A 26309-nucleotide genomic window follows, 5' to 3' on the forward strand; every position below is an offset into this window, starting at 1 on the left:
AAATTCAGATATATAAATTTGCATCCTGTGAATGCGGCATCATCATTTCTGCTTACTTTAACGCTCATTAAATTTAGCTCCATGCCTCTTTCCAGTCGTGAAGGCCATTACCGCGTAAGTACCATTCGTTATGAATTGATTCTCTTAGTTGATCGCCTAAGCGGTAAGTTGTTTCCATATCATGCAGATGAGCATTGATTGCTGCCATCCAGTCTTTAAAACGATTTTCGACCAGCGTTACAGGCAAGCCGCAGCGATAAGGTGCTATATCTGTTGCAATAATTGGAACACCACACGTGCCAATCTCAAGCAGACGTAAATTGCTTTTGCACTCGTTAAAATGGTTTATTGTCAAGGGGACTAAAGCAAGATCAAGATTCAGGCTCGCCAGTTTTTCTGGGTACATATTAAATGGAACGCCTGGATGAAATTCGCATTGCACTCCTCGCGGTTTCATTCCCATGAAGACCCATTCCACTTTATCCTCCATTGCTTTTATTAGAGGCAACAGAATCTCTAAATCACCGGCATGCGTTCCCCCGCCCGCCCATCCGACGCGAATTTTTTTACCCATTCCTCGTTGACTAAGCAAATGCCCCCACTGTTTTTCTGCAAGCCTGTTTTGAGCGATTCGAATATCCGAATGAAAGCGACTGTAGGCATCTGCAAGTGGTGCAGTCGAAACAACAACCCAGTCAGCACACTCCATCACACGTCGAAGATTTTTTATAATGTGCTGGGGAAAATGATTACGATTTCCATTTTTTAGTGGGACGTTTAGTAAGTAATCGTCATACTCAACAACAATTTTTGCATCACAAACGTCCCGGTACTGACTCATTATTGAAGGAAAACGGCTACCGCTAAGTGACTCCAGTAAAATGACATCAGGCTGTAATTGCGCCACTTCCATGACACCGGGAATATCCTGTGTCATGCCCCCTTCTATCATAAAATGACTTTCCATGGCTTTAAAAGGCTGCAAAATTCTGTGGTTTCCACACCCCTGCCAATCTACATGATGAGCCAAAACGACAGGCAATGGACGGCCAGGTAGGGGTTGCTGAAAACGCGCTGTTCCCGGACCCAACGTAAAGGCTTTTCCCATGCGCTGCATGTGAGAATGATAGCAGGGATCGTTTAAAAGGTCGGAGCGCCACTGGCTTCGAAGCATGATGTAATCTTGCAGGAGCGGCCTTTCCTGAATATGAAACTTCTCTGTCATTAGCCTCGTTGCCCCGCCCATGTGGCGAACACGCGCCCATGGAGTCCATACATTCAGGTAGCCTTGTTGCTGCGCACGTAGCCCTAAATCAACATCAGCAAAGTAGAGAGGATAGTTTTGTTCGTCAAAGCCATTAAGATTGAAGAAAACGTCTTTTCGCACCATCATGCATGCAGCACTGACGGCGCCAAGGTTATGCTCGGTCTGTAAATAACGTTGAAATCCTTTGGCTTCACCGTCAGCCCCATCCCAGGGATTATCGACGCCATTTTGTGTGCCGAGGAGATAACCACCATGTTGGATTCGGCCATCGTGATACTCAAGCCTTGCCCCGACAAGCGCAATTTCTGGGCGAAGTGCATGTTCAATTAGAGCATCAAGCCAGTCAGCTTCAATAATCTGACAGTCATTATTGAGAAATAGCAGAACTTCCCCGTTTGCACGTTCTGCAGCCCTATTATTCATTGCAGCGAAATTGAAGGGTGAGTCAAAGCGCAATAATTTAATTTGTTCTAATTTTAGCCCTTCCAACTCCGCTAAAAATTCACAGGCCTGAGGATCAGTCGATAAATTATCCACGATCAATAATTCGTAATGGGGATAGCGTGTTTTTTCCATTAGCGAATCAATACAAGCTCGCAGTAGCGTCAAATGGTCACGAGTGGGGATAATTATTGATACTAAAGGACGTTGTTCCCAGTGATACCTTACACGTGAAAAGCCCGCGTTTTTGCCCTTTTCAATTACAGCAGGTACACCAAGACGATCCAGGTGGGCCTTGACAACATTCTGATATGAAAGAGTTGACACCTCATTTTCGTACCAAAAGCGATTAGACTCATCTGTTTTGACAATAACCTCGGCAAGATGTCCTATTGCCTCCGTGCCTTGCTGCTCAACAGCGCGCCACATGAGTTCATAGATTCCCATGCCAACACTGATGTCAGACATACCACCCAGTTTACTTGCCTTGAGACGATCAAATAACACGGTTCGACCGACATATGGCGTACAGCGAAGCAAATCAATGTTAGGGGCGGGACGCAACACAACACCCGGCTCATTCATCGCATCATTATAGGTTTCATCGCCATACCAAAAAAATCGATTTGGATGACGCAATCGTTGTTCAGCCAATAGCAGAAGAGCATCTGACAATAGTTCATCGCCAGCCATAACCAATAATATTGCTGCGTGTCCTTCTTTATTAATTATTACGTTCACCTCATCAACCAAAGAGGTTTTGCAACGTTCAATACGCCCTTCTTCCAGGTCAATGTCGATAACGCTGATGAGATCTATGAGCGCTGGAGCTAATGTTTGTTTTTTGATAGCATTTAAAGATCGAATACAAGCCTGACTATCGCCTTTTCCATCAATAATAACTACGGCTATATCGCCACTCTCGGGCACAGAGGCTATAAATGAGAGTAACGCCTGACGACGTGCATTAGTAATGCATCGCTCTTTTAGCCACTGTTCAATAGAGTACGTTTTATCTACCCAGGACAAAACAGACTGGCTGTGAAATCGTAAAGCATGTCGAGAACTTTCACTCATCTTCCAGCAGCGTGCTTCCATCGGGATGGATAAGAGCGCCTGAATGGCCGGGGCAAGCTGCCATTTTTTTTGAAATTCTGACTGGTTTTCTAGTGTCCAACTTTTAGCTGCGTCGAAACCTTTCTTGAGCAGTTCAATCCACTCATCAGTATCTGGACAAAAGCGTAAATTAAGGACATTAAAATGAGACGATTCAAATTCATTGATATTGTGTTCACCAAGATAGCCCTCTACATAATTTGTTGAGGCAAGGAAAACAGGGATGCCTAGCATCAGCGCCTTGGGCACTATCTCATCACTACCGATGATGACATCATAGGTATCCAGCCAGTCTGCATAGATACGACTGACCGGATTGCTGCAGTCAAACCATTCCATCGATACCGATAGTGATTTGAGTTGCTGCTGTAATTCATACATTTCTGCAGAAATGTCAGGAGCAAAGTAGAGAATTTTCTTTATCTCAGTTCGAGATCGCAATGAGCGAGAAAAACTGAATTCCGCTGATGCGGTGTAGGGTAAAAGGTGTAGATTTTTTTCCAGCAGGCCATTTTGTATCAGTCGTTCAGAAATTACGGGGGATAAGCTTAATGACACAGATGCAAGTTGGTTCTCGAGTTCTGCGCCCCAAGGCATATAAACATCATTGTAATCATAAAAATGGCGGAATATGACTGGCGTAGTGCAAGTTAAGTCACTTAGAAGTGACAAAAGCTTTTCTGATACAAAGCCACGATATATCCATATCAGATGGTAACTCTTTGTAATTTCGCCTTGTTTATCACTAATGATGCGGAATGCCTGATGTTGACGAAGTCGTTCGAGTTCGAATGACAGTGCTTTACCATGAGAACTGGTTACGACATCAACCTGCCATCCCATAGAAAGAAAGACATCGATAACATCAAGCGATTCGCTTACGGACATGGTGAAACGCTCGAATTTATCGATGCTAATTAAAAGCCTGCCCATTTGTATCCCTCTTATTGTAACGCGTCAGTACTAATCAGAGCGCAACTGTGGCACTCATATCAGACTATTGTGTTACGGTTAGAGGCGAATCAAGGGAGGAAATAGCTACCATAAATCGGCGCAATTATATCGATTAAATAAAAACGCCCTCACATTTGAGGCGTTTTTAGTCATACGTGGTTTGCGGCGATTAACGCAGCAGAGACAGCATGGTCTGTGGTACCTGGTTGGCCTGCGCCAGTACAGAAGAACCGGCCTGCTGCAGGATCTGCGCGCGGGACATGTTTGATACTTCCGTCGCGTAGTCCGCATCCTGAATACGGCTGCGGGCCGCGGTCAGGTTGGTCACGGTGTTGTTCAGGTTGCTGATGGTGGACTCAAAACGGTTCTGAGACGCACCCAGCAGACTGCGCTGATTGTCGACGGCTTTAATTGCTGCATCCACATCTGCCAGCGGGCTGCCATCGGTGCCGCCTGTCGCGTTAACCGTTCCGCTCAGGACATCGAAGCCTTCCGCTGATGTAGTACGTGCGTTGCCGTTAATGGTCTGACCGGTAGTTGAAGCAGTCGCACCTGTAGTGTTAAACAGGTTGAAGCCGTTACTGGCACTGATAGTGATACCGATTGTTTCACCATCTTTTGAGCCGACCTGGAAGTTGTAAGTGCTGCTGCCTGAACCGGTGTTCAGCACTTTGATACCGTTGAAATCGGTCTGCTGAGTAACACGGTTAATCTCTTCCATACGCTGGTTAACTTCAGACTGAATCGAGTCGATGTCAGAGGCTGAGTTAGAGCTGTTCTGAGCCTGTACGGTCAGGTCACGTACGCGCTGCAGGTTGTTGTTCACTTCGGTCAGTGCGCCTTCAGCGGTCTGCGACAGAGAAATACCGTCGTTGGCGTTACGGGCCGCAACGGTCAGGCCGTTGATGTTAGAACTAAAGCGGTTAGCGATAGCTTCACCGGCTGCATCGTCTTTAGCGCTGTTGATGCGCAGGCCGGAAGACAGGCGCTCAATAGCAGTACCTAATGAAGACTGAGATTTTGTCAGGTTATTCTGGGTAACCAGTGACAGGGTATTGGTATTAATAACTGCCATGATAAGTATCCTTCATAAAGAGATTTAGGTTTGGTTTTTGGCCTGCGGCTTAATTGCCTTCAATAATGTTATCGCCCGCTATGAGCAAAACTTTAAGCCTTGTGGTGATTTTTTATCTTAATAAAGGAAAAAACAGCTTTGTGAGAAATTAATTGACCGAGTCTTAGAATCGTCCTTACTGGCATTCAGCGCCACCCAAAAACCCCTTAAAATTATGTTTTTAAACAATTATCTAAAAATACACATAGCAAAATCACAGTATCTGACTAGTATATAAACCTCTAACACTACCGCATTTCTGTTGAAGAGAAAGATGCTAAGCCATTGAATTACCGTAAAACCATATGAATGTAATAGTATTAGTAATGAAACGGACGCAATAATACTTTATCGCGCAATTGAAACCCTCACCGCCCTATTCCGTCTACGCATCACCTTTTTTATGCATGTTATAATCACGCCAGGTTAATAAGTGCCTCTCTATCAGTTAATTAAAACAAGCTATCTTTACGAAATTATAACGATAATCAACGAAAGTAACGCACAGGATGACAGTAGCAGACTATCCTCTGAAAAATCTTTGCCACAGTAATAAATCCACGGATGGGAATATGAGATAGCTGCATGAGGTTTCAAGCGCCAGAAGACGGAGCTCACGTTTTGCAGCTTCCTTCACGCAGGCCCCTATCTAAAAGCCACTTAGCATAGTCAGAACGGTTGAAAGCCTTAAAACAGTACTGCTTCACTTCAGCTAATATTCGGCCGTCGTAAAACTGTGATTAGCCCAGTATATGCTGGTATAAAATAAAAAAACGCCCTCATTACTGAGGGCGTTTTTAGTCATACGTGATTTGCGGCGATTAACGCAGCAGAGACAGCATGGTCTGTGGTACCTGGTTGGCCTGCGCCAGTACAGAAGAACCGGCCTGCTGCAGGATCTGCGCGCGGGACATGTTTGATACTTCCGTCGCGTAGTCCGCATCCTGAATACGGCTGCGGGCCGCGGTCAGGTTGGTCACGGTGTTGTTCAGGTTGCTGATGGTGGACTCAAAACGGTTCTGAGACGCACCCAGCAGGCTGCGCTGGTTGTCGACGGCTTTAATCGCTTTATCGATATCGGCCAGCGGCGTGGTGCCGGTAGCTGAACCGGTTGCGCCGCCCGTTACTGCACCTTTCAGCACGTCAAAACCAATTGCTGAAGTAGTACGGGCGTTACCGTTAACGGTATCGCCCGTGCCCATAGCACGGGTATTCTGGGTGGTACCAGACTGACCGGCAGCCGCCAGGTCAAAACCGTCGCTTGCGCTGATGGTGATACCGATAGTTTCACCGTCTTTTGCGCCAACCTGGAAGTTGTAAGTGCTGCTGCCTGAGCCGGTATTCAGCACTTTGATACCGTTGAAGTCGGTCTGCTTGGTAACGCGGTCGATTTCCTGCATACGCTGGTTAACTTCAGACTGAATCGAGTCGATATCAGACGCTGAGTTAGAGCTGTTCTGCGCCTGGACGGTCAGGTCACGTACGCGCTGCAGGTTGTTGTTGACTTCGGTCAGTGCGCCTTCAGCGGTCTGCGACAGAGAAATACCGTCGTTGGCGTTACGCGCTGCAACGGTCAGGCCGTTGATGTTAGAGGTGAAGCGGTTAGCGATAGCTTCACCGGCTGCATCGTCTTTAGCGCTGTTGATGCGCAGGCCGGAAGACAGGCGCTCAATCGCTGTACCCAGTGATGACTGAGATTTGCTCAGGTTGTTCTGAGTAACCAGAGACAGGGTGTTAGTGTTAATGACTGCCATGATAAATATCCTTTAATAAGAAAGACAGGGTCAGGTATTTGGCCTGCGGCTTTATCGCCTTCACTATTGTTATCGCCCGCTGTCGTTGAAACTTTAATTTTTCCTTAGGGTTTTTGATCATTTTGCAGTAAAAACGGCCCCGTGCTGGTAAACCGGATTCCATATTTCATGAAGAAGACATCTGCACACTACATGAGGTATCTGCCAGACAGGCATTGAAACCTCCAATGCAGCCTAAAACCTGTCAATGTTGTCAGCCGTTGATACTTTATAGATGAAAAAACGCCCTCAATAATGAGGGCGTTTTTAGTCATGCGTGGTTTGCGGCGATTAACGCAGCAGAGACAGCATGGTCTGTGGTACCTGGTTGGCCTGCGCCAGTACAGAAGAACCGGCCTGCTGCAGGATCTGCGCGCGGGACATGTTTGATACTTCCGTCGCGTAGTCCGCATCCTGAATACGGCTGCGGGCCGCGGTCAGGTTGGTCACGGTGTTGTTCAGGTTGCTGATGGTGGACTCAAAACGGTTCTGAGACGCACCCAGCAGGCTGCGCTGGTTATCAACAGCTTTAATCGCTTTGTCGATATCGGCCAGCGGCGTGGTGCCGGTAGCTGAACCGGTTGCGCCGCCCGTTACTGCACCTTTCAGCACGTCAAAACCAATTGCTGAAGTAGTACGGGCGTTACCGTTAACGGTATCGCCCGTGCCCATAGCACGGGTGTTCTGGGTGGTACCAGACTGACCGGCAGCCGCCAGGTCAAAACCGTCGCTTGCGCTGATGGTGATACCGATAGTTTCACCGTCTTTTGCGCCAACCTGGAAGTTGTAAGTGCTGCTGCCTGAGCCGGTATTCAGCACTTTGATACCGTTGAAGTCGGTCTGCTTGGTAACGCGGTCGATTTCCTGCATACGCTGGTTAACTTCAGACTGAATCGAGTCGATATCAGACGCTGAGTTAGAGCTGTTCTGCGCCTGGACGGTCAGGTCACGTACGCGCTGCAGGTTGTTGTTGACTTCGGTCAGTGCGCCTTCAGCGGTCTGCGACAGAGAAATACCGTCGTTGGCGTTACGCGCTGCAACGGTCAGGCCGTTGATGTTAGAGGTGAAGCGGTTAGCAATGGCTTCGCCAGCGGCATCGTCTTTAGCGCTGTTGATACGCAGGCCGGAAGACAGGCGCTCAATCGCAGTACCCAGTGATGACTGAGATTTGCTCAGGTTGTTCTGGGTAACCAGAGACAGGGTGTTAGTGTTAATCACTGCCATGATATTTTTCCTTTAAAAATTGAGCCAGATTAAGGCGTCTGAATTCGGTTTGCTCACCGACAACCTGATTATCGTCAGCACCTACTCAACCTTTAGAAAAAAAACACAGTAATTTTCAGATGGGCAAATCCATGAAGACAATTAAAGAAAGGCTGCTTATCCAGCCATCGATTTTGTAAAAAACAGGCTAATCTTTTACCACTCGCTGCCGATACTCATTCTACTTAGCGTAAACCTCGTAAAGGATAAACTATGGCAAGTGTAAGTTCACTCGGTGCTGGTACGAGTCTCGACCTCAATACTCTGTACACGAGTCTGGAAACAGCTGAACAGACTAAACTGACGCCAATTACTCAACAGCAGTCGTCTTATAACGCTCAGCTTACCGCCTGGGGCGTGGTAAAAACCGGTCTTGCGAAAGTGCAAACCGCTGCTGCGGCCTTACAGAATGCGTCCGCTATCGCGGCAACTAAAGTGACCAGTACCAATACGGCATTTACCGCCACGCTTGCCAGTAAAGCCTCTGCCGGTAACTACTCGATTGAAGTAAGTCAGTTGGCCTCTTCTCAGTCACTGCTGTCTAAATCAGCAACCAGTAAAGATGCCGATCTGGGTGACCAGAGCATGGCATCCCGCACCATTACTATCTCTCAGTCTGGTCAGAAAACGCCGCTTAGCGTGACGTTGACGAAAGACCAGACCAGCCTGTCTGATATCCGCGATGCGATCAACAAACAACAAGGTAGCGTTAACGCGAGTATTATTAAAGCTGATGACAATACCTATTATTTGTCCCTGACCGCACGTGATAGTGGAACGGCGAATGCGATGACGGTCAGTACCAATGACAGTACCCTGTCTCAGTACATTAACTACAGCCAGGGCGGTAGCAGCAATGCTATGACCGAACAGGTTGCCGCGAAGGATGCTCAGTTAAAGATTAACGGTGTGTCCATCACCCGTAGCAGCAATACCATCACTGATGCCCCTGAAGGCGTGACGCTTAATCTCAGTAAAACAACTGCGACGGGATCACCTGAAACCCTCACTGTTGCCACCGATAATCAACCGATGACGGCAGCGATACAGGCTTATGTCGATGCTTATAATTCGCTTCAGACTACCATTGGTAATCAGACGAAATATACTGCTGTCAAAGCTGGCACAGCTCAGGACTCCGGTAATGGTGATTTATTAGGTGATAACACGTTGCGCAATATTCAGACCAGTTTGCGTAGCCAACTTTCATCGCCTCAGTCCAGCGGAAACCTCACAACACTGGCTCAGCTTGGTATTACGCAGGATGTGAATGGCAAACTGACTGTCGACAGCACTAAATTGAGTAATGCGTTAACGAATCAGCCTTCCGATGTGTTGAGCTTCTTGACAGGCGACGGTAAAACGACAGGTTTTGCAACGCAGGCTAACAACACTCTGACGCAGATGCTCTCAAGTAGTGGTCAGGTACAAAATGCCACTAACGGGATTAATACCTCCCTGAAGCAGCTTTCAGACCGTTACACTGAAGTGAATGATCAGATCACCGCAACGATGGCAAGGTACAAAACTCAGTTTACCAATCTGAGCACCCTGGTTTCTTCCATGACGCAGACCGGTAACTATCTGACCCAGCAGTTCGCTAAATTATAACAGGAGTAGTAAGCATGTACGCTAAGTCCGGTACTCAGGCCTATGCGCAGGTGGGCGTGGAGAGTGCAGTGTTGAGCGCAACTCCACACCAGTTGGTCGTACTGCTGTTTGATGGCGCAATAAGCGCCATGAAAAAGGCCGCTATTTTAATTGAACAAGGCGATATCCCGGGTAAAGGAAACGCCTTATCAAAAGCCATTAATATCATTACCAATGGCTTGCGCGCAGGCCTGAATCATGAGGTGGGCGGTGAAATTTCTGCCAACCTCGATAACCTGTATGAGTATATGACTCGCCGTCTGTTACAGGCCAATCTCAATAATGATGTTGAGGCGATTACTGAAGTCGAAGGTTTACTGAATAACATCGCGGATGCCTGGAAACAGATCGGTCCTAACTATCAGCCACAGCAGGATACGTTTTAATGAGTAATCCACTCGAGCTGCTAAAAGGGTATCAGCAATTGCTCACGCTCAGTAATGCTATGCTGGAGCACGCCAGACAAGGGCAATGGGATGAGCTGTTGAGTTGCGAATCAACTTACATTAGCAGCGTCGAGCGTGTAGCGCGTGATAACGATGCCGACATTCTTTCCGCACTACAGCGGGCACAAATTCGCCCGGTACTTGAGCAAATTCTGCGTAACGAAACCACGCTGAAAACCTTGTTGGGCGAGCGGATGCATGAATTGCGCTCGCTGGTGACGACCTCAACGCAACAACAAAATGTCATGACCTCTTACGGCAATATGGCGGGCAATATTCTTTACCCAAAAAGCCAATAAAAAGCCGACTTTCGCGGGTGGAAACTATATTTTTAGTTCACCCGCGTAATTTCTTCACTCTTATCCCATACTTCCAGTTCTCTCTCCTTTGACTGGAAGCACGTTATGCAGAATCCAACCTTATTGCAGTTTTTCCACTGGTACTATCCCGATGGTAGCAAGCTGTGGCCGGAAGTAGCCGATAAAGCTGCCCTGCTTAACGACATAGGCATTAACATGGTATGGCTCCCTCCTTGTTATAAAGGCGAATCAGGTGGCTATTCGGTGGGTTATGACAGCTATGATCTGTTTGATTTAGGCGAGTTCGATCAAAAAGGCAGTCAAGCCACGAAATATGGTGATAAACAGCAGTTGCTGGATGCGGTTAACGCGTTACGCAGTCACGATATTGGTGTGCTACTTGATGTCGTGCTTAACCATAAAATGGGGGCAGATGAGAAAGAACAGATTCGGGTCAATCGTGTTAATCCCGATAATCGTGATGAAATCTATCCAGAAGTGGTGGAGTGCGAAGCCTGGACACGCTTTAATTTTCCGGTACGAGCAGGACAATACTCAAAATTTGTCTGGGACTACAAGTGTTTCAGCGGCGTAGATCATATCGAAAACCCGGATGAAAACGGCGTATTTAAAATCATCAATGATTACACCGCCGAAGGCTGGAACGATCAGGTAGATAATGAATTAGGTAATTTCGATTACCTGATGGGTGCCAATATCGATTTTCGCAATAATGCCGTCAGAGAAGAGCTCAAATACTGGGCGCGCTGGGTTATGGAGCAGGTGCCCTGCACCGGATTCCGGCTGGATGCGGTGAAGCATATTCCGGCGTGGTTTTATAAAGAGTGGATCGATCATATTCAGGACGTCGCCAGCGATCCATTGTTTATCGTAGCGGAATACTGGTCTTTTGAAACCGATAAACTGCAGGAATATATTCACCAGGTTGACGGCAAAACCATGCTGTTTGATGCCCCTTTACATATGAATTTCCATGAGGCATCTAAAGCCGGTAGCGCCTATGACATGAGCAAAATCTTTGATAATTCGCTGGTTCTGGCCGATCCCTGGCATGCCGTGACTATCGTTGCTAACCACGATACGCAACCCTTACAGTCTCTTGAAGCCCCAGTCGAGTCCTGGTTTAAACCGCTCGCTTACGCGCTCATTCTGTTACGGGAGCAAGGGGTGCCAACCGTCTTTTATCCCGACCTGTTCGGTGCCAGCTATCAGGATGAAGGCGGTGACGGCGAAGTCCATCAGGTTGATATGCCGGTTATTCCTGAGCTGGAAAATCTTATTCGTGCCCGTCAGCTATTCGGCTGGGGAGCACAGACCGATTATTTTGATCATCCAAACTGTGTGGCATTTAGCCGCAGTGGCACGGCTGAAAACCCTGGCTGCGTCGTCATCATGTCCAACGGTGACGCGGGAGAAAAACATATTTCGATGGGTGAAGGCTATGCAGGGAAAGTCTGGCGTGATTATCTGGGACACAAGTCAGAAACCCTTACCGCTGATGACAACGGCAGTGCGTTGTTTAGCTGTAACGGTGGCAGCGTGAGCGTGTGGGTAGTTGAAGCGTAAAATGTGTAAGATCCATTTTATCGACGCTTTCAACCTGACTTACAGGCTGTAAGGTCTTGTAGGAATGCGGTCCATTGGACCGCGTTCAGCAATTTACTTCGCTAATGCCGGGCGCATTAATTGAGGTTCGATATTCTGGATAACCGCAACGCCGGGCTGCTTTGCCACTTCAGCAATGGCGTTTTGACAATCAAGAGTCGGTCGCTCGACCTTACGCATTGTGAGGCCGTCGTATTCCAGCTCCCCATTATCTACATCCAGAGTCATCACCCGCATCTGACGCGTAACGTTGACGTAATCCCCGTTCAGCAGTGTCAGTTTACCTGGTTTCGCAATCACCCGCTGCCACTGGCGACAATCCAGCGTACTGCCATCGGCATGGATAATGAGGCTGGCCATTGCCTTGTCACTGATCAGATCGCTTTGTGGCCCTACCGTCTGCCAGTTACCTTGTAAATTTGCCGGAGCAGGCGTTTGCACCGCACTCTCATAACTATTGATTTGCGCGCAACCACTCAGTGCCAGTGTGGCAATCAGCATCCAGTTTTTCATCTTTGATCCCTACAATCCGGTTGATGGCGGCTACGTTATAATTTTTACGGTAAGGTGCGCAAGCTATCTGAATACGGTCCTCGAGATAAAGCGGCATTTTCATGGGTATCAGGCGCTGGCGAACGGGGTTTATCCACGCCATCTGCATGAAGGACGACGTCTTGCCCTGCCCCGGCTATGCCTGACAAGCCTGATGTAACAGGCTACACTGTGCCGCTGCAATAGATATCAGGAAACCTGCAATGAAAACTCCAGAAGCGTATTACGCTCAGGCGCGAACCCTGTTCTTCACTGCCCATGCTGACTTCCAGGCAGCATTAGATGAGCTGACGGAAAGCGATGCACGCGCCGCCAACATGTCGTTGCGAGAATTACGCGAATGGCATGCCGAGCGCATCTACGCCGCTTTTTTACGTCAAAAGAATCTCGATGGCATTATTTTCTCAATCCAGCTCGCGGAACCAGATAAAGCCGTTGCCGCCGAGGCGATAGAGGCGTACCTCAGATCGCATGCGGAATCACTGGGAATGAGCTGGGAAGAGTTCTGTATTAAGAATGAACTGTAGTGACTCAGCCCTTTGCAGGCGAGAGGGCAAGACGCGTGATGCGAACGACAGAGTAAGAAAGTGAGCACGCGCTTGCCGATCATCATGTTGACCGGCTTCGCTGGCGACAGACCACAGACTTATCGCCAGCGAAGCCGTTACTCTTCCTCTGCCATTTTGCCTCTTACTTCAACATATTTGGCGACGGCCAGCAGCCGGTTGATGTGAGTCAGTAGCAAATCGATGTCCGACTGCATGAACTCAGAGGATGAACGTGAAGCCGTTACTATCGCATCCTGGACCGTTTCTGAAATGGTTAACGCATTGTCTTGCTTCGCCTGGACTAATAAAGCTGCAACCAACAACGACTGCGCTTCGATCTGCGCAGTCAGTTCCTTTGCGTCGACATCCATTTTTGCTAGTTTGAGCAGAATATCTATAACCAATTGTCGCATTGCACTTCTCCTGGTGAGTGAGCGCACATATTGTTGTGAACGCCATCAGAGTAAACCAGATGAAAGTGCTTTTCTACGCAGCTCAGAAAAAACGAATTAACCCGAACATCAGCTTGATACTGTTTTTATTTACAGTAAAATGGCAAAGCGATTTTGCCCTTAAGGGATTGTTAACATGTTTGTAGAGTTAATTTACGATAAACGTAATGTCGCGGGCTTGCCAGGCGCGCGTGAAATGATCTTAGAAGAGTTAGAAAAACGCGTACATCGTGTTTTTCCTGATATCGAGGTTAAGGTCAAACCCATGGAACGTAATGCGATTGAAACCGATCTCAGCAAAAACGAGAAGGCGACGATAGCGCGTCTGGTGGAAGAGATGTTTGATGAGGCAGAGTTTTGGTTGGTGGCTGATTAATCCCTTAATCGCCACCACATCAGTTAGCGGGAGATAACTTAACTCTCCTGCTCACTGTGGTTAATTTCAATTTCGATATCCTGAATCGCCTTCTCCAGATCTTCCAGCAACGTACCCTGCTTGTTGAGCAGCGCATCAATGCGGGCTGCATTGCCCTCATCTTTGTATTCACCGGCATCAAAAGCTAACCAATGGGCGGAAAGTGTCTCGGTATTGGTCTGTGCATAGTGACGCATTTCTTTCAGCTGTGATGCCACGTCACGCAGGTAATCTGTTTTGCTTTTGGTTTCGATTGAATCAGTCATGCTGTCTTTCCTTTTGGTGGTTTATCCAATGAAAATATCGCCTGGAGATTTAAAGATAGGACAATATAGCGATATTGCATTAGGAATAATCGGAAGTGGCTGAAGAGCCTGGTGAGCGAAGTCTGAGTAAGCAGGTCAAACGCTTAGCGTCAGCGTTTAAGCGTAGTCGCAATAGCGCAACAATGCTGGCTAATGCACAGCAGCATTCATCCGTGTCACGGCGGTTTCTCACGAAATTGTTTTGCTGGTCTAAACTAAACAGACTGAAGAAAGGAGCAAACAATGCATAAACATCAGAGTAACGAACAACGTAAACATGAAGGTGATGTCAGCAAAGGATTACCCGAAGCTGCGCCGAATGCGGGTAATGCGTACGAGGAAGACGATCATCCTGCTACCGATGCGCCGAAAGATCATGGCGAAGTCCCGAGAAAAAATGATGACAGCCAGGATGATAAAAAAGATCCGTTTAAGGCTTCCTGATTTTCCTGATCTTAAGCATGCCCCAATTCTGAGGGCATGCTCTGCTTAAGAATGAAGGCTCGTTAACCGCCACTCTCAACTGAATATTTTTATCTCTCATTTTCCCAGGCCGAAAAGAAGTCTGTACAGGCGTTTTATCCTGTAAATCAGACTTAACGCACCTGCCATTAATGCCAGGTATGATGACATGATCAGAGGCGGAGAAGCCTATGCTCAAAAACGCCCTGCACAAGGCGTGAACCACCTTAACGAAACAGCATCAGCAGGCCGTCAGGCTTATTTATTCAGGAAGTCTATCAGCATTTCCAGGCTGATCCGGTGAGGCCCATCAGAATAAAACGTATTGTGAGCGGGTCGATTTGCATCAAATAAAGCCTGCAGATCCACGTCATTACTCAACTGGATAGCGTCCCCAACCAGTTTATACACGATCACTTTACAAGAACCTTCTGGAATCTTGTCTGAATAATCTACTTTTCTGTTGTCAGAATAAATTTCGTATTTAAGCATTTCGCCGCTATTAGAGGTAGCGAGAAGCGTTTGAATTAAGTATCGCATTTTTCCCTAAGCGTTAGCGGGAAGAGAATAAATATTAACGCTATGTGATTTTTTTAAACAGTTAAATATTTTAATTAAATATTACCACCCGTATTGTCGCCAGTCCTCGCCTGATAACCAGCAAGCACGCCCCGCCTCTACCTTCACCATAAAAACTATTGATTACATACTTTTTTGATGCAGGAACTATTTTACAGGCTTAACAATCCGTAGCGGATTACCTGTTTTCATACTTTAATCACTTTTAGATTTGCGCGTAGCAGTCAAAGTTTCTCGATTAATTATTAGATAGCAACCCACTTTATCGTTAAAAGCACGTTCGCTATGCACAGATAATATCTCACTAAAATCCATACAGACTCTGAATGAGGTTATAAAAAGTGAAGTATTCGTTTTAAGGCACGCACGGAGGATGGACAATAATTAAAAAGAGGAATAACAGTAAGAACTGTCATTACCAACACTGGCGTAATAATACATCGATATACGTTTATGCTTCTGACGTCAGGGGTAAGTCATCATGATGATATTCTGAAGCTGGCGTGGTAAGCGGGGGACGATTCAAGAGGAATGCAGGCCTGACTTATTTAAACGTTGTTAGTCACGCCAAAAAGAGACAGGTTGCCTGTCGGCAGTGAGGCAGGTCCAATCCCGTTCTTCCGTCACCAAGGCTTTAACTCCCCTGTTAAGGGGTTATCAGGAATACGATTGCATGAACGAAGCTTAATGGTGAGAGCAATAGCGCTTTTCAATGAAAATTAGCAGCGATTTGCCCCACTCACGCCTCACACCAGCGTCCAGTAAGCATAAACCTGATATTGCCCGTGAGTACGCGCCACTACACCTGCATATTCATGATGTCGGTATAAGCCGATACCAGCTTGTTCCTGACCTGAATGCCCATCTGCATAGAAATTGATGATTTTTGCAGATCGACCATCACATCATTGAGCGCGATACCTGGCTTACCCATTTCAAAATCCTGGGCCTGGGTACGTGCTGTCGTCTGGGTTTCACTAATTTTGTCGAGTGCGGCCTTCATGGTCGCGCCAAAGTCGATATGGCTGGTGACGTCGTTGCTTTTGTTGTTGGCCTGAAGCGACGTCATCTGTAGCTGCTGTAAAACACCGTCGATTGCCTGAATTGACATTGCTGTTACCTCATTGAAAAGAGATGAAGATTTTTGATGAGGAGAGAAGTTAACACATTGTCAATAAGACAAAGCCCCTAAATGACACTAAAAACCGTGGCTTATTCACCCATCGAATTTTGCGTTTCATCAAATAATGCCAGGCATTGAAGTGGAAATTTTATTTAAGCAGGTCAGGGAGTCTGTTTTGCCAACACAACTAACCCGGTCAATTACGTCAGGCAGGAATCGGTCATGAATGCGAGTGCAGCCGCCACACAAGATCAAGATAAGAAAGGCTTCGGTGACCTTCTCGCTCGCCTGCGTGCTAATCCACGTATACCTTTAATCGTTGCCGCCGCCGCTGCCATTGCAGTGGTGTTTGCGTTAGTCCTCTGGGCCAAGACACCTAACTACAGCGTGTTATTCAGCAATCTCTCTAATGAGGATGGCGGTGCCATTGTCACGCAGTTGACGCAGATGAATGTACCTTATCGCTTTGCCGATAACGGTGGCGCATTGATGGTCCCTGATGACAAGGTGCATGAACTGCGTCTGCGCCTGGCACAGCAAGGTCTGCCGCAGGGTGGCAACGTTGGCTTTGAACTGCTGGATAAAGAGAAGTTCGGTATCAGCCAGTTCAGCGAGCAGGTGAACTACCAGCGCGCACTGGAAGGTGAACTGGCGCGTACCATCGAATCACTGGGTCCGGTTAAAAGCGCTCGCGTGCACCTCGCGATGCCTAAACCTACCCTGTTCGTGCGTGAGCAAAAAGCCCCTTCTGCTTCGGTAACCTTAATGTTGCAGCCGGGTCGCGCCCTGGATGAAGGCCAGATTCAGGCCATTACCCACATGGTTTCCAGCAGCGTGGCCGGTTTACCACCGGGCAACGTCACCGTGGTGGATCAAAGTGGTCACCTGTTAACGCGTTCTGATGCAGTTGGCCGTGACCTGAATGATGCACAACTTAAATATGCTGCCGAAGTTGAAACCCGTTATCAGCAACGTATCGAAGCGATCCTGAATCCGATTCTGGGCCAGGGCAACGTGCATGCACAGGTCACCGCGCAGATTAACTTTGATACCCGCGAGCAGACTGACGAGAAGTATCAGCCGAATGGCGATCCGAAAAATGCGTCTATCCGCTCACAGCAGACCAGTACCAGCGATCAGTCTGGCAGCCCATATCCTGGCGGCGTGCCTGGCGCGCTGTCGAATCAGCCAGCGCCAGCCAACACCGCGCCGGTGAATGCACCTAATACCAACGCGGCTAACGGTCAGAATGCCAATGGCCAGAACGCAAATGGTCAGAATACGAACGCGAATGGTCAACGGACCAGCACTGCGGCCGCCAGCAGCGTGCCCACCAACTCTCGCCGCGATGACACGGTGAACTATGAGCTGGACCGCACCATTCGCCATACCAAGATGAATGTGGGCGATGTGCAGCGCCTGTCCGTCGCCGTGGTAGTGAACTATCGCGAAGACGATAAAGGCAAAGCGCTGGCACTGAATGATCAGCAGCTGAAGCAGATTGAAGACCTGACACGTGAAGCCATGGGTTATTCACAACAACGTGGCGACAGCGTCAATGTTGTGAACTCGCAGTTCAATACCACCGAACCAACGGTCAGTGAACTGCCCTTCTGGCAACAGCAGACGTTCTTTGACCAGTTGATGAACGCAGGTAAATGGCTGTTGGTTGCGCTGATTGCCTTCATCCTGTATCGCAAAATGGTGCGTCCACACGTACTGCGTAAGAAAGAAGCTGAGAAAGTGGCAGCAGAAGCGCAGGCCGCACGTGCCACACAGCAGAACGATCAGGAAGCGTACAGCGTCCAGCTCAGCAAAGATGAAATGGACCAGGAACGGAAAACTAATAACCGCATGAGCGCTGAAGTCATGAGCCAGCGTATCCGCGACATGTCTGAAAACGATCCGCGCGTTGTAGCGCTGGTTATTCGCGAATGGATGAGTAACGAACTATGAGTCTGACCGGTACTGAAAAAAGCGCCATTCTGATGATGACCATTGGCGAAGAACGCGCTGCGGAAGTGTTCAAGCATCTGAACCAACGTGAGGTTCAGCACCTGAGTGCGGCCATGGCCAGCATGCGTCAGGTGTCGCACAAGCAACTAACAGAAGTGCTGCGTGAGTTCGAATCTGATGCCGAGCAGTTCGCGGCGCTGAGCCTGAACTCTAACGATTACCTGCGTTCCGTCCTGACCCGAGCGCTGGGTGAAGAGCGTGCATCCAGCCTGCTGGAAGATATCCTTGAAACCCGCGATACCACCAGTGGGATGGAAACGCTTAACTTCATGGAACCGCAGGCGGCTGCCGATCTTATCCGCGACGAACATCCGCAGATTATCGCCACCATTCTGGTGCACCTCAAACGTGGCCAGGCGGCAGATATCCTGGCGCTGTTTGATGAGCGCCTGCGTCACGACGTCATGCTGCGTATTGCGACCTTCGGTGGCGTACAGCCAGCCGCGCTGGCAGAACTGACCGAAGTCCTGAACAGCCTGCTCGATGGTACCAACCTCAAGCGTGCGAAGATGGGCGGCGTAAGAACAGCGGCCGAAATTATCAACCTGATGAAAACCCAGCAGGAAGAAGCGGTCATCGAAGCGGTACGCGACTTCGACGGCGAGCTGGCACAGAAAATTATCGACGAGATGTTCCTGTTCGAAAACCTGGTGGAAGTGGACGATCGCAGCATCCAGCGCCTGTTGCAGGAAGTGGAGTCCGAGCAGTTGTTGATCGCACTGAAAGGTGCCGAGCAGCCACTGCGCGAGAAGTTCCTCAAAAACATGTCAGCACGTGCGGCAGATATCCTGCGCGACGATCTCGCCAACCGTGGTCCGGTGCGTATGTCTGCGGTCGAGAACGAACAGAAAGCAATCCTGTTGGTGGTTCGCCGCCTGGCAGAGTCCGGCGAGATGGTAATCGGTGGTGGCGAGGAAACCTATGTCTGATGCATTTTCCGCCCGTCCATGGCAGCTGTGGCAGCCGGTAGAGCTGGGTCGTACTGAAGAACCTGCCATGGTGACGGCTGAGCCAACAGACGTTGAGGTCTTCGAATCTGAAGAAGATGAGCAACAACAACAGTTTGAACATATGCAGCAGCAGCTGCGTAAAGAAGCCCATGGACAAGGCTATAGCGAAGGCCACCTGCAGGGATTTGCTGAAGGGCAGAAGACCGGTTACGACGCAGGCTTTCAGCAAGGTCTGGCCGATGCACAGCAGCAGCAGGCGCCGTTGCAGGCCCGTATGCAGCAGTTGGTGACTGAGTTTCAGAACACGCTGGAATCACTGGACAGCGTGATTGCAGCCCGCCTGATGCAACTGGCGCTTGAAGCCGCCCGTTCGGTGATCGGTCAGGCGACGACGGTGGATGGTAGTGCCCTGCTTCGTCAGATTCAGGGCCTGCTTCAGCAGGAACCCATGTTCAGCGGTAAACCTCAGCTGCGCGTGCATCCGGATGATTTACTGAGAATTGAGCAGACCTTAGGGCCCACGCTTGATCTGCACGGCTGGCGTTTACTGGCGGATAACACGTTGCATCCAGGTGGCTGTAAGCTCAGCGCCGAAGATGGCGATCTTGACGCCAGCGTTGCCACTCGCTGGCAGGAACTGTGCCGCCTTGCTGCACCGGGAGAGTTTTAATGACCACACGTCTGAACCGCTGGCTTGGCTCGCTTGATGCCTTTGAGAGTCGTATTGCGCAGGTCCAACCCATTCGTCGTTATGGACGTCTGACCCGTGCCACCGGCCTGGTGCTGGAGGCAACCGGCCTGCAGTTGCCCCTCGGTTCGACCTGTGTGATTGAACGTAATGACGGTAAAACCATTAGCGAAATTGAAAGTGAAGTGGTCGGCTTTAACGGTCAGAAGCTGCTGATGATGCCGCTGGAAGAAGTGGACGGCATTCTGCCTGGCGCTCGCGTTTATGCCCGCGCTACGGGTGAACACCCACAGGCGGGCAAACAGCTTCTGCTTGGCCCACAACTGCTGGGCCGCGTACTTGACGGTAGCGGACGTCCTCTTGATGGCCTGCCGTCACCGGAAACGGGCTACCGCGCGGCACTAAATACGCCGCCGTTTAACCCCTTACAGCGTACGCCCATCACTGACGTACTGGATACCGGCGTGCGTGCTATCAATGCCCTGCTTACCGTCGGCCGTGGTCAACGAATGGGGCTGTTTGCGGGTTCAGGCGTTGGTAAGAGCGTGCTGCTTGGCATGATGGCGCGCTATACCCAGGCCGACGTGATTGTCGTGGGATTAATCGGTGAACGTGGTCGTGAAGTTAAAGACTTTATCGAAAATATTTTAGGTGCTGAAGGCCGTGCCCGTTCCGTGGTAATTGCCGCGCCGGCCGATGTGTCGCCGCTGTTACGTCTTCAGGGCGCCGCCTATGCCACACGAATTGCAGAAGACTTTCGCGATCGCGGTAAACATGTCCTCTTGATCATGGACTCCCTGACGCGCTATGCGATGGCGCAGCGTGAGATTGCCCTGGCCATCGGTGAGCCACCGGCCACCAAAGGCTATCCACCGTCCGTGTTTGCCAAACTCCCGGCACTGGTTGAGCGCGCCGGTAACGGCATTGATGGCGGCGGTTCCATTACCGCCTTTTACACCGTACTGACCGAAGGCGATGACCAGCAGGACCCGATTGCCGACTCTGCTCGCGCGATACTTGACGGACACATCGTGTTGTCACGCCGTCTTGCTGAAGCCGGGCACTATCCGGCCATTGATATTGAAGCGTCAATCAGCCGTGCCATGACATCACTGATTGATGAGAACCACTATGCACGCGTACGCCAGTTCAAGCAGTTGCTCTCGAGTTTCCAGCGCAACCGTGACCTGGTCAGCGTCGGCGCCTATGCCGCAGGCAGCGATCCCATGCTGGATAAAGCCATTCAGCTTTACCCGCAGATGGAAGCCTTCCTGCAACAAGGCATTTTTGAACGCAGTGAGTACGACGATGCCTGCCTGCACTTGCACGCCTTGTTCGGCTAAGCCGCGCGTTTAATACGAGGACATCCTAATGAAAACAGCTAATGCCATTGACACACTGCGTGACCTGGCGGAACAGGACCTGGAACGCGCTGCCGTTTTGTTAGGCGATATGCGCCGTGGTCAGCAGGCGGCTAACGAGCAGCTCACCATGCTGCTTGATTATCAGGATGAATACCGCAACAAGCTGAACAGCGACATGTCCAGCGGTATTGCCAGCAATCGCTGGACCAACTATCACCAGTTTATCCAGACGCTGGAAAAAGCGATTGACCAACATCGCAGTCAGTTACAGCACTGGAATCAACGACTGGAGCAGGCGCTGGTTAACTGGCGTGAAAAACAGCAGCGCCTGAATGCCTACCAAACGCTGATTACCCGGGCAGAGGAAAATGCATTACGACAAGAAAACCGTCTCGATCAGAAACGGATGGATGAATTTGCCCAACGGGCTTCACAGAGGAAAGGCGAATGATTACGTTGCCAAACACCGCGTTGACGACCAAAGCCATCGGCACCGCTGAAACATCAGGTACTACAGATTTGCTCGCCAGTGGTGGAGAAGCTCTGCCACAGGACTTTATTACCGCCCTGGGAAACCAGTTGCTTTCCCTTGCTAAACTGCACGGTAAAACCTCGCTGGCTACCGATAAAAATGTTACCGCTGACACTGAGGGTAAAACGGCCACGTCATTGAATGCCCTGCTCTCTTCGCTTGAAACACCCGCGGCGCTCAGTGCCTTGTTTAAACCGGAAAATATTAAAGCCGGTACAAAATCAGCCGATGATAAGGATGAGTTAACTGGCGCTGTCCTTAATAACAGCGACATGCAGAATATTCAGGCGCTGTTTGCCATGTTACCGGCAACGGGTCTGCAGCAGGCGGTCAAAGAGAGCGTGGCAAGCCGTGACGCCGATAGCCTTCGGGAAGCTCCACGCTCAGCATTGTCAGCACTGACCCAGGCTGTTAATACGGCACTGACCGGTGATGACAAAGAAACGAAGAACACTAAGGTGCAGGACGGAAACCTGGCGAGCAAAGTCAGCCAGACCAATCTGCCCGCTAGCGGCATAGCCTCCGCGGCAAGTAATAACCCCGCGGCTGCGCCTGCGACACTGACCACTGACGGCAGCTTTCAGCAAATACTCAGCAGCGTTACGAAGCAGGATGACCGCCCGTTAACGGCAACGGCCAGTGATAATCAGGCCATTATTAGTGCGCCCCTGAGCAGCGCCAGCAGTTTACTGCAGTCGCCTGGCGCAGCAGCGCCAATGAACTCACCGTCGACCCCGATGCTCAATGCGCATCTGGGCAGTAATGAATGGCAGCAGGCGCTGAGTCAGCAAATTGTGATGTTTAGTCGCAACGGTCAGCAGAACGCAGAGCTGCGTTTGCATCCTGAAGATCTAGGTGCGATTCAGATCAGCCTGAAACTGAATAACGATCAGGCACAGTTAAGTATGGTTTCCAGTCATAGCCATGTCAGAGCCGCGCTGGAGGCCGCGCTTCCCCAGTTGCGTAGTGCGCTGGCTGAAAGCGGTATTAACCTGGGTGAGAGTCAGGTAAGCAGTGAGAGTTTTTCGCAGGGACAAGGCTTCCAGCAGCAGCAGGAGGCGCGTCGCGACGGACAGCACGGCAGCTTCTCCCTTACTCAGGACAGTGATAACGACATCACGCCCATTGCCGTACCGCAGTCTCTTCAGGCCCGGTTAACCGGCAAGGGCGCAGTCGACACATTTGCCTGACAGCGACAAACGCTGAAGGTAAGCGTAAAACCCGTGTCTTTTCTTGCCATTGTTTGACTTAAGACACGCGATAATCTGTTCAGGCGAGCCGAGAGGCTTGCCCATAATTCACAGGAAGTTACTGCAAAAATGTCTGATAACGCGAAAGCCAAAGGCCGCAAACGAAAACTCTTAATACCAGTGTTACTGATCGTAACGCTGGCCGCTTGCAGCGTGGCAGGCTATGCAGTCTGGCGAATAATGAATAAACACGAGGGTGATAAGCCGGAGGTCGCGAAAGTTGAACCGCCTCCCGCCCCGGTCTTTTTTGCACTTGATACATTTACGGTTAACCTGGTCAATCCCGACAACGACCCAGACCGCGTTCTGTACGTAGGCTTTACGCTGCGTCTGCCGGATGAAGAAACACGTCGTCGGATGAGTGACTACCTGCCTGAGGTTCGCAGTCGTCTGTTACTGCTGCTGTCTCGTCAGAGCGCAGCTGCGCTGGCGACGGAGCAAGGAAAGCAAGCGCTTGTTGAGCAAATCAAACAGGCGCTGGCACCACCACTGGTAAAAGGTCAACCTCCGCAGGCTGTAGACGACGTACTGTTTACCGCCTTCATTTTGAGGTGAATCAATGGGCGACAGCATTCTCTCCCAGGCTGAAATTGACGCGCTACTTAACGGCGACAGCGGCAGTGCGGAAGAAGAAAAGAAACAAAACGGACCTGAGGGCGACATTCGCCCTTATGATCCGAATACCCAGCGTCGCGTGGTGCGCGAGCGTCTGCAGGCGCTGGAAATTATTAACGAGCGTTTTGCCCGTAGTTTCCGTATGGCGCTGTTTAACCTGCTACGCCGTAGCCCGGATATCAGCGTAGGCGCGATTAAGATTCAGCCTTACCACGAGTTTGCCCGCAATCTGCCGGTGCCAACCAACCTGAATCTGATCCACCTTAAACCGTTACGCGGTACGGCACTGGTGGTGTTTTCGCCGAGCCTGGTCTTTATTGCAGTTGATAACCTTTTTGGCGGTGATGGCCGTTTTCCTACAAAAGTAGAAGGACGTGAGTTTACCCATACTGAGCAACGTGTCATCCGCCGCATGCTGAAGCTGGCGCTGGACGGCTACAGCGATGCGTGGAAAGCCATTTACCCACTGGATGTCGAGTACGTGCGTTCGGAAATGCAGGTGAAATTCACCAACATCACCACATCGCCTAACGATATCGTCGTGAATACGCCTTTCCAGGTCGAAATCGGCAACCTTGTCGGTGAGTTCAACATCTGTATTCCGTTTTCGATGATTGAACCTCTGCGTGAGTTGCTGGTGAATCCGCCACTGGAAAACTCGCGCTCAGAAGACACACACTGGCGCGACAATCTGGTGAAGCAGGTTCAGCACTCCGAACTGGAATTGATTGCCCATTTTGCTGAAACATCATTGCGTCTGTCGCGCGTTTTACAGCTGAAGCCTGGTGATGTTCTGCCGATTGAAAAGCCAGAGCGCATTATTGCCCATGTGGACGGTGTGCCTGTTTTAACCAGCCAGTATGGCACGCTCAACGGCCAGTACGCCCTGCGTGTTGAACATTTGATTAACCCGATTTTGAATTCGCTTAACGAGGAACAGCCCCATGACTGACAGCAAGAAACCGTCCGATGACACCATCTCTGCGGACGATCTGTGGGCTGAAGCAATGAATGAGCAGGTTGGCTCTGGTGCCAGCGCTTCACAGAGTGACGACGTATTCAAAACGTTTGAAAGCAGTAATGCATCAGGTTCGTTGCAGGATATTGACCTGATCATGGATATCCCGGTGAAGCTCACCGTCGAGCTTGGCCGCACAAAAATGACGATTAAAGAACTCCTGCGTCTGACTCAGGGTTCCGTTGTCTCACTGGATGGTCTTGCAGGCGAACCTCTGGACATCCTGATTAATGGCTATTTGATTGCTCAGGGCGAAGTCGTCGTCGTGAACGATAAGTATGGCGTGCGCATCACGGATATTATTACGCCGTCAGAACGTATGCGTCGCCTGAGCCGTTAAGATGAATAACCAGAATCACACGCTACAACCTGCTACGCCTCCGGCGCAGCCGATTTCGGCAGGTTCAGTGCTGACTCAAGTCAGTGGCGTATTAGTCGTCATTATTTTGTTGATTCTGGCCTGTGCATGGCTGGCTCGCCGCATGGGTTTTGCGCCTAAGAAAGTGGGCAGCCGTGAGCTTAATCTTACGGCCAGTGTGCAGGTTGGTCAGCGCGAGCGCGTCGTGATTGTGGATACACCTGATGCGCGCTTAGTGCTTGGCGTCACTGCTCAGCAGATTACTCACCTGCATACGTTGCCACCAGCCTCACCCGACATGAACACACCGGAAAAGCCAGCACCGCAGGATTTCCGTCAGCTGTTACAAAATCTGGTTAAACGTCCCGGAAAAAATCCATGATGCGTCGACTGCTTCCTCTTCTGCCGCTGCTGTTGCTGGCACCGGTCGCCCATGCCCAACTACCGGGCCTGGTTAGTCAGCCATTAGCCAATGGTGGCCAGAGTTGGTCACTGCCGGTGCAAACGCTGGTTTTTATTACCTCGTTAACGTTTCTTCCGGCCATTCTGTTAATGATGACAAGCTTTACCCGCATCATTATCGTTTTCGGCCTGCTGCGTAGTGCCCTGGGGACGCCTTCCGCGCCTCCTAACCAGGTATTACTTGGCCTGACGCTCTTTTTAACTTTTTTTATTATGGCCCCGACGTTCGATAAAATTTATCAGGATGCCTACCTGCCTTTTAGTCAGGATAAAATCAATATGGATGTGGCGATTGAAAAAGGGTCGCAACCGCTGCGTGAGTTTATGCTGCGTCAAACCCGTGAGGCCGACTTAGCGTTATTTGCCCGCCTCGCTAATACGGCTCCCATCGCAGGACCCGAAGCGGTGCCGATGCGTATTTTGCTGCCTGCTTATGTCACCAGCGAATTAAAAACCGCCTTCCAAATTGGTTTTACGGTATTTATTCCTTTCTTAATTATCGACCTGGTCGTTGCCAGTGTATTAATGGCGTTAGGTATGATGATGGTTCCCCCGGCAACCATTGCTCTGCCTTTTAAATTAATGTTGTTTGTTCTGGTGGACGGCTGGCAATTGCTGGTGGGATCGCTGGCACAAAGTTTCTATTCCTGA

At 49.8% G+C, this 26309-nt stretch carries 27 protein-coding genes; 18 read left to right on the forward strand and 9 right to left on the reverse strand.

From position 1 onward, the window contains the following. Window positions 1-73: 73 nt before the first annotated feature. The 4 genes from A6A26_RS17775 to A6A26_RS17790 form a co-directional block, all read right to left on the reverse strand. The gene (locus A6A26_RS17775; protein ID WP_063879961.1) at window positions 74-3757 is read right to left on the reverse strand and encodes a glycosyltransferase; all 3684 of its coding nucleotides are present in this window, start codon (window positions 3755-3757) and stop codon (window positions 74-76) included. Window positions 3758-3947: 190 nt separating this feature from the next. Beyond that, window positions 3948-4853, reverse strand: a complete 906-nt coding sequence (locus tag A6A26_RS17780; RefSeq protein WP_063879962.1) for a flagellin N-terminal helical domain-containing protein — start codon at window positions 4851-4853, stop codon at window positions 3948-3950. An 860-nt stretch (window positions 4854-5713) separates the two neighbouring features. Next, window positions 5714-6646: a flagellin N-terminal helical domain-containing protein gene (locus tag A6A26_RS17785; RefSeq protein WP_063879963.1), complete on the reverse strand. Its 933-nt coding sequence runs from the start codon at window positions 6644-6646 to the stop codon at window positions 5714-5716. Between the two features lie 330 nt (window positions 6647-6976). Further along, complete coding sequence (locus A6A26_RS17790) at window positions 6977-7909, reverse strand: flagellin N-terminal helical domain-containing protein (protein WP_063879963.1); 933 nt, start codon at window positions 7907-7909, stop codon at window positions 6977-6979. 252 nt (window positions 7910-8161) lie between these two features. Between A6A26_RS17790 and fliD the strand changes: the two genes are divergently transcribed. From fliD to amyA, 4 genes are all read left to right on the forward strand, one after another. Then, entirely contained in the window at window positions 8162-9559 is a 1398-nt protein-coding gene (fliD, locus tag A6A26_RS17795) for a flagellar filament capping protein FliD (RefSeq protein WP_063879964.1), read from the forward strand. Between the two features lie 14 nt (window positions 9560-9573). After that, a complete protein-coding gene (gene fliS / locus A6A26_RS17800) occupies window positions 9574-9984 on the forward strand; it encodes a flagellar export chaperone FliS (RefSeq protein ID WP_063879965.1) in 411 nt (136 codons plus the stop codon). Continuing rightward, window positions 9984-10343: a flagellar protein FliT gene (fliT, locus tag A6A26_RS17805; RefSeq protein ID WP_063879966.1), complete on the forward strand. Its 360-nt coding sequence runs from the start codon at window positions 9984-9986 to the stop codon at window positions 10341-10343. Before fliS ends, fliT begins: the two co-directional genes overlap by 1 nt. 105 nt (window positions 10344-10448) lie before the next feature. Continuing rightward, window positions 10449-11930, forward strand: a complete 1482-nt coding sequence (gene amyA / locus A6A26_RS17810) for an alpha-amylase (RefSeq protein WP_063879967.1) — start codon at window positions 10449-10451, stop codon at window positions 11928-11930. A 93-nt stretch (window positions 11931-12023) separates the two neighbouring features. On the opposite strand, the gene yedD is transcribed toward amyA, so the two are convergent. Further along, window positions 12024-12482, reverse strand: a complete 459-nt coding sequence (gene yedD, locus A6A26_RS17815) for a lipoprotein YedD (protein WP_063879968.1) — start codon at window positions 12480-12482, stop codon at window positions 12024-12026. A 242-nt stretch (window positions 12483-12724) separates the two neighbouring features. Here yedD and A6A26_RS17820 point away from each other — a divergent pair, with 242 nt between their 5' ends. Next, complete coding sequence (locus A6A26_RS17820; RefSeq protein ID WP_063879969.1) at window positions 12725-13048, forward strand: DUF6388 family protein; 324 nt, start codon at window positions 12725-12727, stop codon at window positions 13046-13048. 137 nt (window positions 13049-13185) lie between these two features. On the opposite strand, the gene iraP is transcribed toward A6A26_RS17820, so the two are convergent. Then, a complete protein-coding gene (gene iraP, locus A6A26_RS17825) occupies window positions 13186-13482 on the reverse strand; it encodes an anti-adapter protein IraP (protein ID WP_063879970.1) in 297 nt (98 codons plus the stop codon). Window positions 13483-13657: 175 nt separating this feature from the next. Between iraP and A6A26_RS17830 the strand changes: the two genes are divergently transcribed. Then, on the forward strand, window positions 13658-13897 hold the full coding sequence (locus A6A26_RS17830; RefSeq protein ID WP_063879971.1) for a DinI-like family protein: 240 nt from the start codon (window positions 13658-13660) through the stop codon (window positions 13895-13897). A gap of 38 nt (window positions 13898-13935) precedes the next feature. Here the strand turns inward: A6A26_RS17830 and A6A26_RS17835 are convergent, their stop codons facing one another. Further along, entirely contained in the window at window positions 13936-14202 is a 267-nt protein-coding gene (locus tag A6A26_RS17835) for a hypothetical protein (protein WP_063879972.1), read from the reverse strand. A gap of 282 nt (window positions 14203-14484) precedes the next feature. Between A6A26_RS17835 and A6A26_RS17840 the strand changes: the two genes are divergently transcribed. Further along, the gene (locus A6A26_RS17840; RefSeq protein WP_063879973.1) at window positions 14485-14685 is read left to right on the forward strand and encodes a hypothetical protein; all 201 of its coding nucleotides are present in this window, start codon (window positions 14485-14487) and stop codon (window positions 14683-14685) included. A gap of 276 nt (window positions 14686-14961) precedes the next feature. Here the strand turns inward: A6A26_RS17840 and A6A26_RS17845 are convergent, their stop codons facing one another. Then, window positions 14962-15243, reverse strand: coding sequence for a hypothetical protein (locus tag A6A26_RS17845; protein ID WP_156506677.1), 282 nt, complete (start codon window positions 15241-15243; stop codon window positions 14962-14964). Window positions 15244-16081: 838 nt separating this feature from the next. Further along, a complete protein-coding gene (fliE, locus tag A6A26_RS17850; protein ID WP_063879975.1) occupies window positions 16082-16393 on the reverse strand; it encodes a flagellar hook-basal body complex protein FliE in 312 nt (103 codons plus the stop codon). Between the two features lie 234 nt (window positions 16394-16627). Here fliE and fliF point away from each other — a divergent pair, with 234 nt between their 5' ends. From fliF to fliP, 11 genes are all read left to right on the forward strand, one after another. Beyond that, complete coding sequence (gene fliF / locus A6A26_RS17855; protein ID WP_063879976.1) at window positions 16628-18361, forward strand: flagellar basal-body MS-ring/collar protein FliF; 1734 nt, start codon at window positions 16628-16630, stop codon at window positions 18359-18361. Then, a complete protein-coding gene (gene fliG / locus A6A26_RS17860; RefSeq protein WP_063879977.1) occupies window positions 18358-19350 on the forward strand; it encodes a flagellar motor switch protein FliG in 993 nt (330 codons plus the stop codon). The genes fliF and fliG overlap by 4 nt, the downstream gene beginning before the upstream one ends. After that, window positions 19343-20041 carry a flagellar assembly protein FliH gene (gene fliH / locus A6A26_RS17865; RefSeq protein WP_063879978.1) on the forward strand — a complete coding sequence of 233 codons (699 nt, stop codon included), beginning with the start codon at window positions 19343-19345 and terminating at the stop codon, window positions 20039-20041. The genes fliG and fliH overlap by 8 nt, the downstream gene beginning before the upstream one ends. After that, a complete protein-coding gene (fliI, locus tag A6A26_RS17870) occupies window positions 20041-21402 on the forward strand; it encodes a flagellar protein export ATPase FliI (RefSeq protein ID WP_063879979.1) in 1362 nt (453 codons plus the stop codon). Before fliH ends, fliI begins: the two co-directional genes overlap by 1 nt. A gap of 28 nt (window positions 21403-21430) precedes the next feature. Beyond that, on the forward strand, window positions 21431-21874 hold the full coding sequence (fliJ, locus tag A6A26_RS17875) for a flagellar export protein FliJ (protein ID WP_063879980.1): 444 nt from the start codon (window positions 21431-21433) through the stop codon (window positions 21872-21874). After that, window positions 21871-23145, forward strand: a complete 1275-nt coding sequence (locus A6A26_RS17880; protein ID WP_063879981.1) for a flagellar hook-length control protein FliK — start codon at window positions 21871-21873, stop codon at window positions 23143-23145. The genes fliJ and A6A26_RS17880 overlap by 4 nt, the downstream gene beginning before the upstream one ends. Window positions 23146-23274: 129 nt before the next feature. Beyond that, on the forward strand, window positions 23275-23760 hold the full coding sequence (gene fliL, locus A6A26_RS17885; protein ID WP_063879982.1) for a flagellar basal body-associated protein FliL: 486 nt from the start codon (window positions 23275-23277) through the stop codon (window positions 23758-23760). 4 nt (window positions 23761-23764) lie between these two features. Beyond that, window positions 23765-24772, forward strand: coding sequence for a flagellar motor switch protein FliM (fliM, locus tag A6A26_RS17890; RefSeq protein ID WP_063879983.1), 1008 nt, complete (start codon window positions 23765-23767; stop codon window positions 24770-24772). After that, window positions 24765-25178, forward strand: a complete 414-nt coding sequence (gene fliN / locus A6A26_RS17895; protein WP_063879984.1) for a flagellar motor switch protein FliN — start codon at window positions 24765-24767, stop codon at window positions 25176-25178. Before fliM ends, fliN begins: the two co-directional genes overlap by 8 nt. Before the next feature lies 1 nt (window position 25179). Further along, window positions 25180-25578 (forward strand): flagellar biosynthetic protein FliO, encoded by a 399-nt coding sequence (gene fliO / locus A6A26_RS17900; RefSeq protein ID WP_063879985.1) that lies wholly within the window; start codon window positions 25180-25182, stop codon window positions 25576-25578. Beyond that, a complete protein-coding gene (gene fliP, locus A6A26_RS17905; protein WP_063881197.1) occupies window positions 25578-26309 on the forward strand; it encodes a flagellar type III secretion system pore protein FliP in 732 nt (243 codons plus the stop codon). The genes fliO and fliP overlap by 1 nt, the downstream gene beginning before the upstream one ends.

This window comes from Pantoea sp. OXWO6B1 (genome assembly GCF_001641135.1).
Taxonomy (GTDB): Bacteria; Pseudomonadota; Gammaproteobacteria; order Enterobacterales; family Enterobacteriaceae; genus Pantoea; species Pantoea allii.

Bases quoted from the DNA above. Each gene is read 5' to 3' on its own strand.
- A6A26_RS17790 (WP_063879963.1), bottom strand. From the start codon at position 7,909: ATGGCAGTGATTAACACTAACACCCTGTCTCTGGTTACCCAGAACAAC.
- A6A26_RS17840 (WP_063879973.1), top strand. From the start codon at position 14,485: ATGCATAAACATCAGAGTAACGAACAACGTAAACATGAAGGTGATGTC.
- fliJ (WP_063879980.1), top strand. From the start codon at position 21,431: ATGAAAACAGCTAATGCCATTGACACACTGCGTGACCTGGCGGAACAG.
- fliT (WP_063879966.1), top strand. From the start codon at position 9,984: ATGAGTAATCCACTCGAGCTGCTAAAAGGGTATCAGCAATTGCTCACG.
- A6A26_RS17775 (WP_063879961.1), bottom strand. From the start codon at position 3,757: ATGGGCAGGCTTTTAATTAGCATCGATAAATTCGAGCGTTTCACCATG.
- yedD (WP_063879968.1), bottom strand. From the start codon at position 12,482: ATGAAAAACTGGATGCTGATTGCCACACTGGCACTGAGTGGTTGCGCG.
- A6A26_RS17830 (WP_063879971.1), top strand. From the start codon at position 13,658: ATGTTTGTAGAGTTAATTTACGATAAACGTAATGTCGCGGGCTTGCCA.
- A6A26_RS17780 (WP_063879962.1), bottom strand. From the start codon at position 4,853: ATGGCAGTTATTAATACCAATACCCTGTCACTGGTTACCCAGAATAAC.
- iraP (WP_063879970.1), bottom strand. From the start codon at position 13,482: ATGCGACAATTGGTTATAGATATTCTGCTCAAACTAGCAAAAATGGAT.
- fliG (WP_063879977.1), top strand. From the start codon at position 18,358: ATGAGTCTGACCGGTACTGAAAAAAGCGCCATTCTGATGATGACCATT.
- fliD (WP_063879964.1), top strand. From the start codon at position 8,162: ATGGCAAGTGTAAGTTCACTCGGTGCTGGTACGAGTCTCGACCTCAAT.
- amyA (WP_063879967.1), top strand. From the start codon at position 10,449: ATGCAGAATCCAACCTTATTGCAGTTTTTCCACTGGTACTATCCCGAT.
- fliI (WP_063879979.1), top strand. From the start codon at position 20,041: ATGACCACACGTCTGAACCGCTGGCTTGGCTCGCTTGATGCCTTTGAG.
- fliP (WP_063881197.1), top strand. From the start codon at position 25,578: ATGCGTCGACTGCTTCCTCTTCTGCCGCTGCTGTTGCTGGCACCGGTC.
- fliF (WP_063879976.1), top strand. From the start codon at position 16,628: ATGAATGCGAGTGCAGCCGCCACACAAGATCAAGATAAGAAAGGCTTC.
- fliE (WP_063879975.1), bottom strand. From the start codon at position 16,393: ATGTCAATTCAGGCAATCGACGGTGTTTTACAGCAGCTACAGATGACG.
- A6A26_RS17845 (WP_156506677.1), bottom strand. From the start codon at position 15,243: ATGCGATACTTAATTCAAACGCTTCTCGCTACCTCTAATAGCGGCGAA.
- fliL (WP_063879982.1), top strand. From the start codon at position 23,275: ATGTCTGATAACGCGAAAGCCAAAGGCCGCAAACGAAAACTCTTAATA.
- fliN (WP_063879984.1), top strand. From the start codon at position 24,765: ATGACTGACAGCAAGAAACCGTCCGATGACACCATCTCTGCGGACGAT.
- A6A26_RS17820 (WP_063879969.1), top strand. From the start codon at position 12,725: ATGAAAACTCCAGAAGCGTATTACGCTCAGGCGCGAACCCTGTTCTTC.
- A6A26_RS17785 (WP_063879963.1), bottom strand. From the start codon at position 6,646: ATGGCAGTCATTAACACTAACACCCTGTCTCTGGTTACTCAGAACAAC.
- fliM (WP_063879983.1), top strand. From the start codon at position 23,765: ATGGGCGACAGCATTCTCTCCCAGGCTGAAATTGACGCGCTACTTAAC.
- A6A26_RS17835 (WP_063879972.1), bottom strand. From the start codon at position 14,202: ATGACTGATTCAATCGAAACCAAAAGCAAAACAGATTACCTGCGTGAC.
- fliH (WP_063879978.1), top strand. From the start codon at position 19,343: ATGTCTGATGCATTTTCCGCCCGTCCATGGCAGCTGTGGCAGCCGGTA.
- fliS (WP_063879965.1), top strand. From the start codon at position 9,574: ATGTACGCTAAGTCCGGTACTCAGGCCTATGCGCAGGTGGGCGTGGAG.
- A6A26_RS17880 (WP_063879981.1), top strand. From the start codon at position 21,871: ATGATTACGTTGCCAAACACCGCGTTGACGACCAAAGCCATCGGCACC.
- fliO (WP_063879985.1), top strand. From the start codon at position 25,180: ATGAATAACCAGAATCACACGCTACAACCTGCTACGCCTCCGGCGCAG.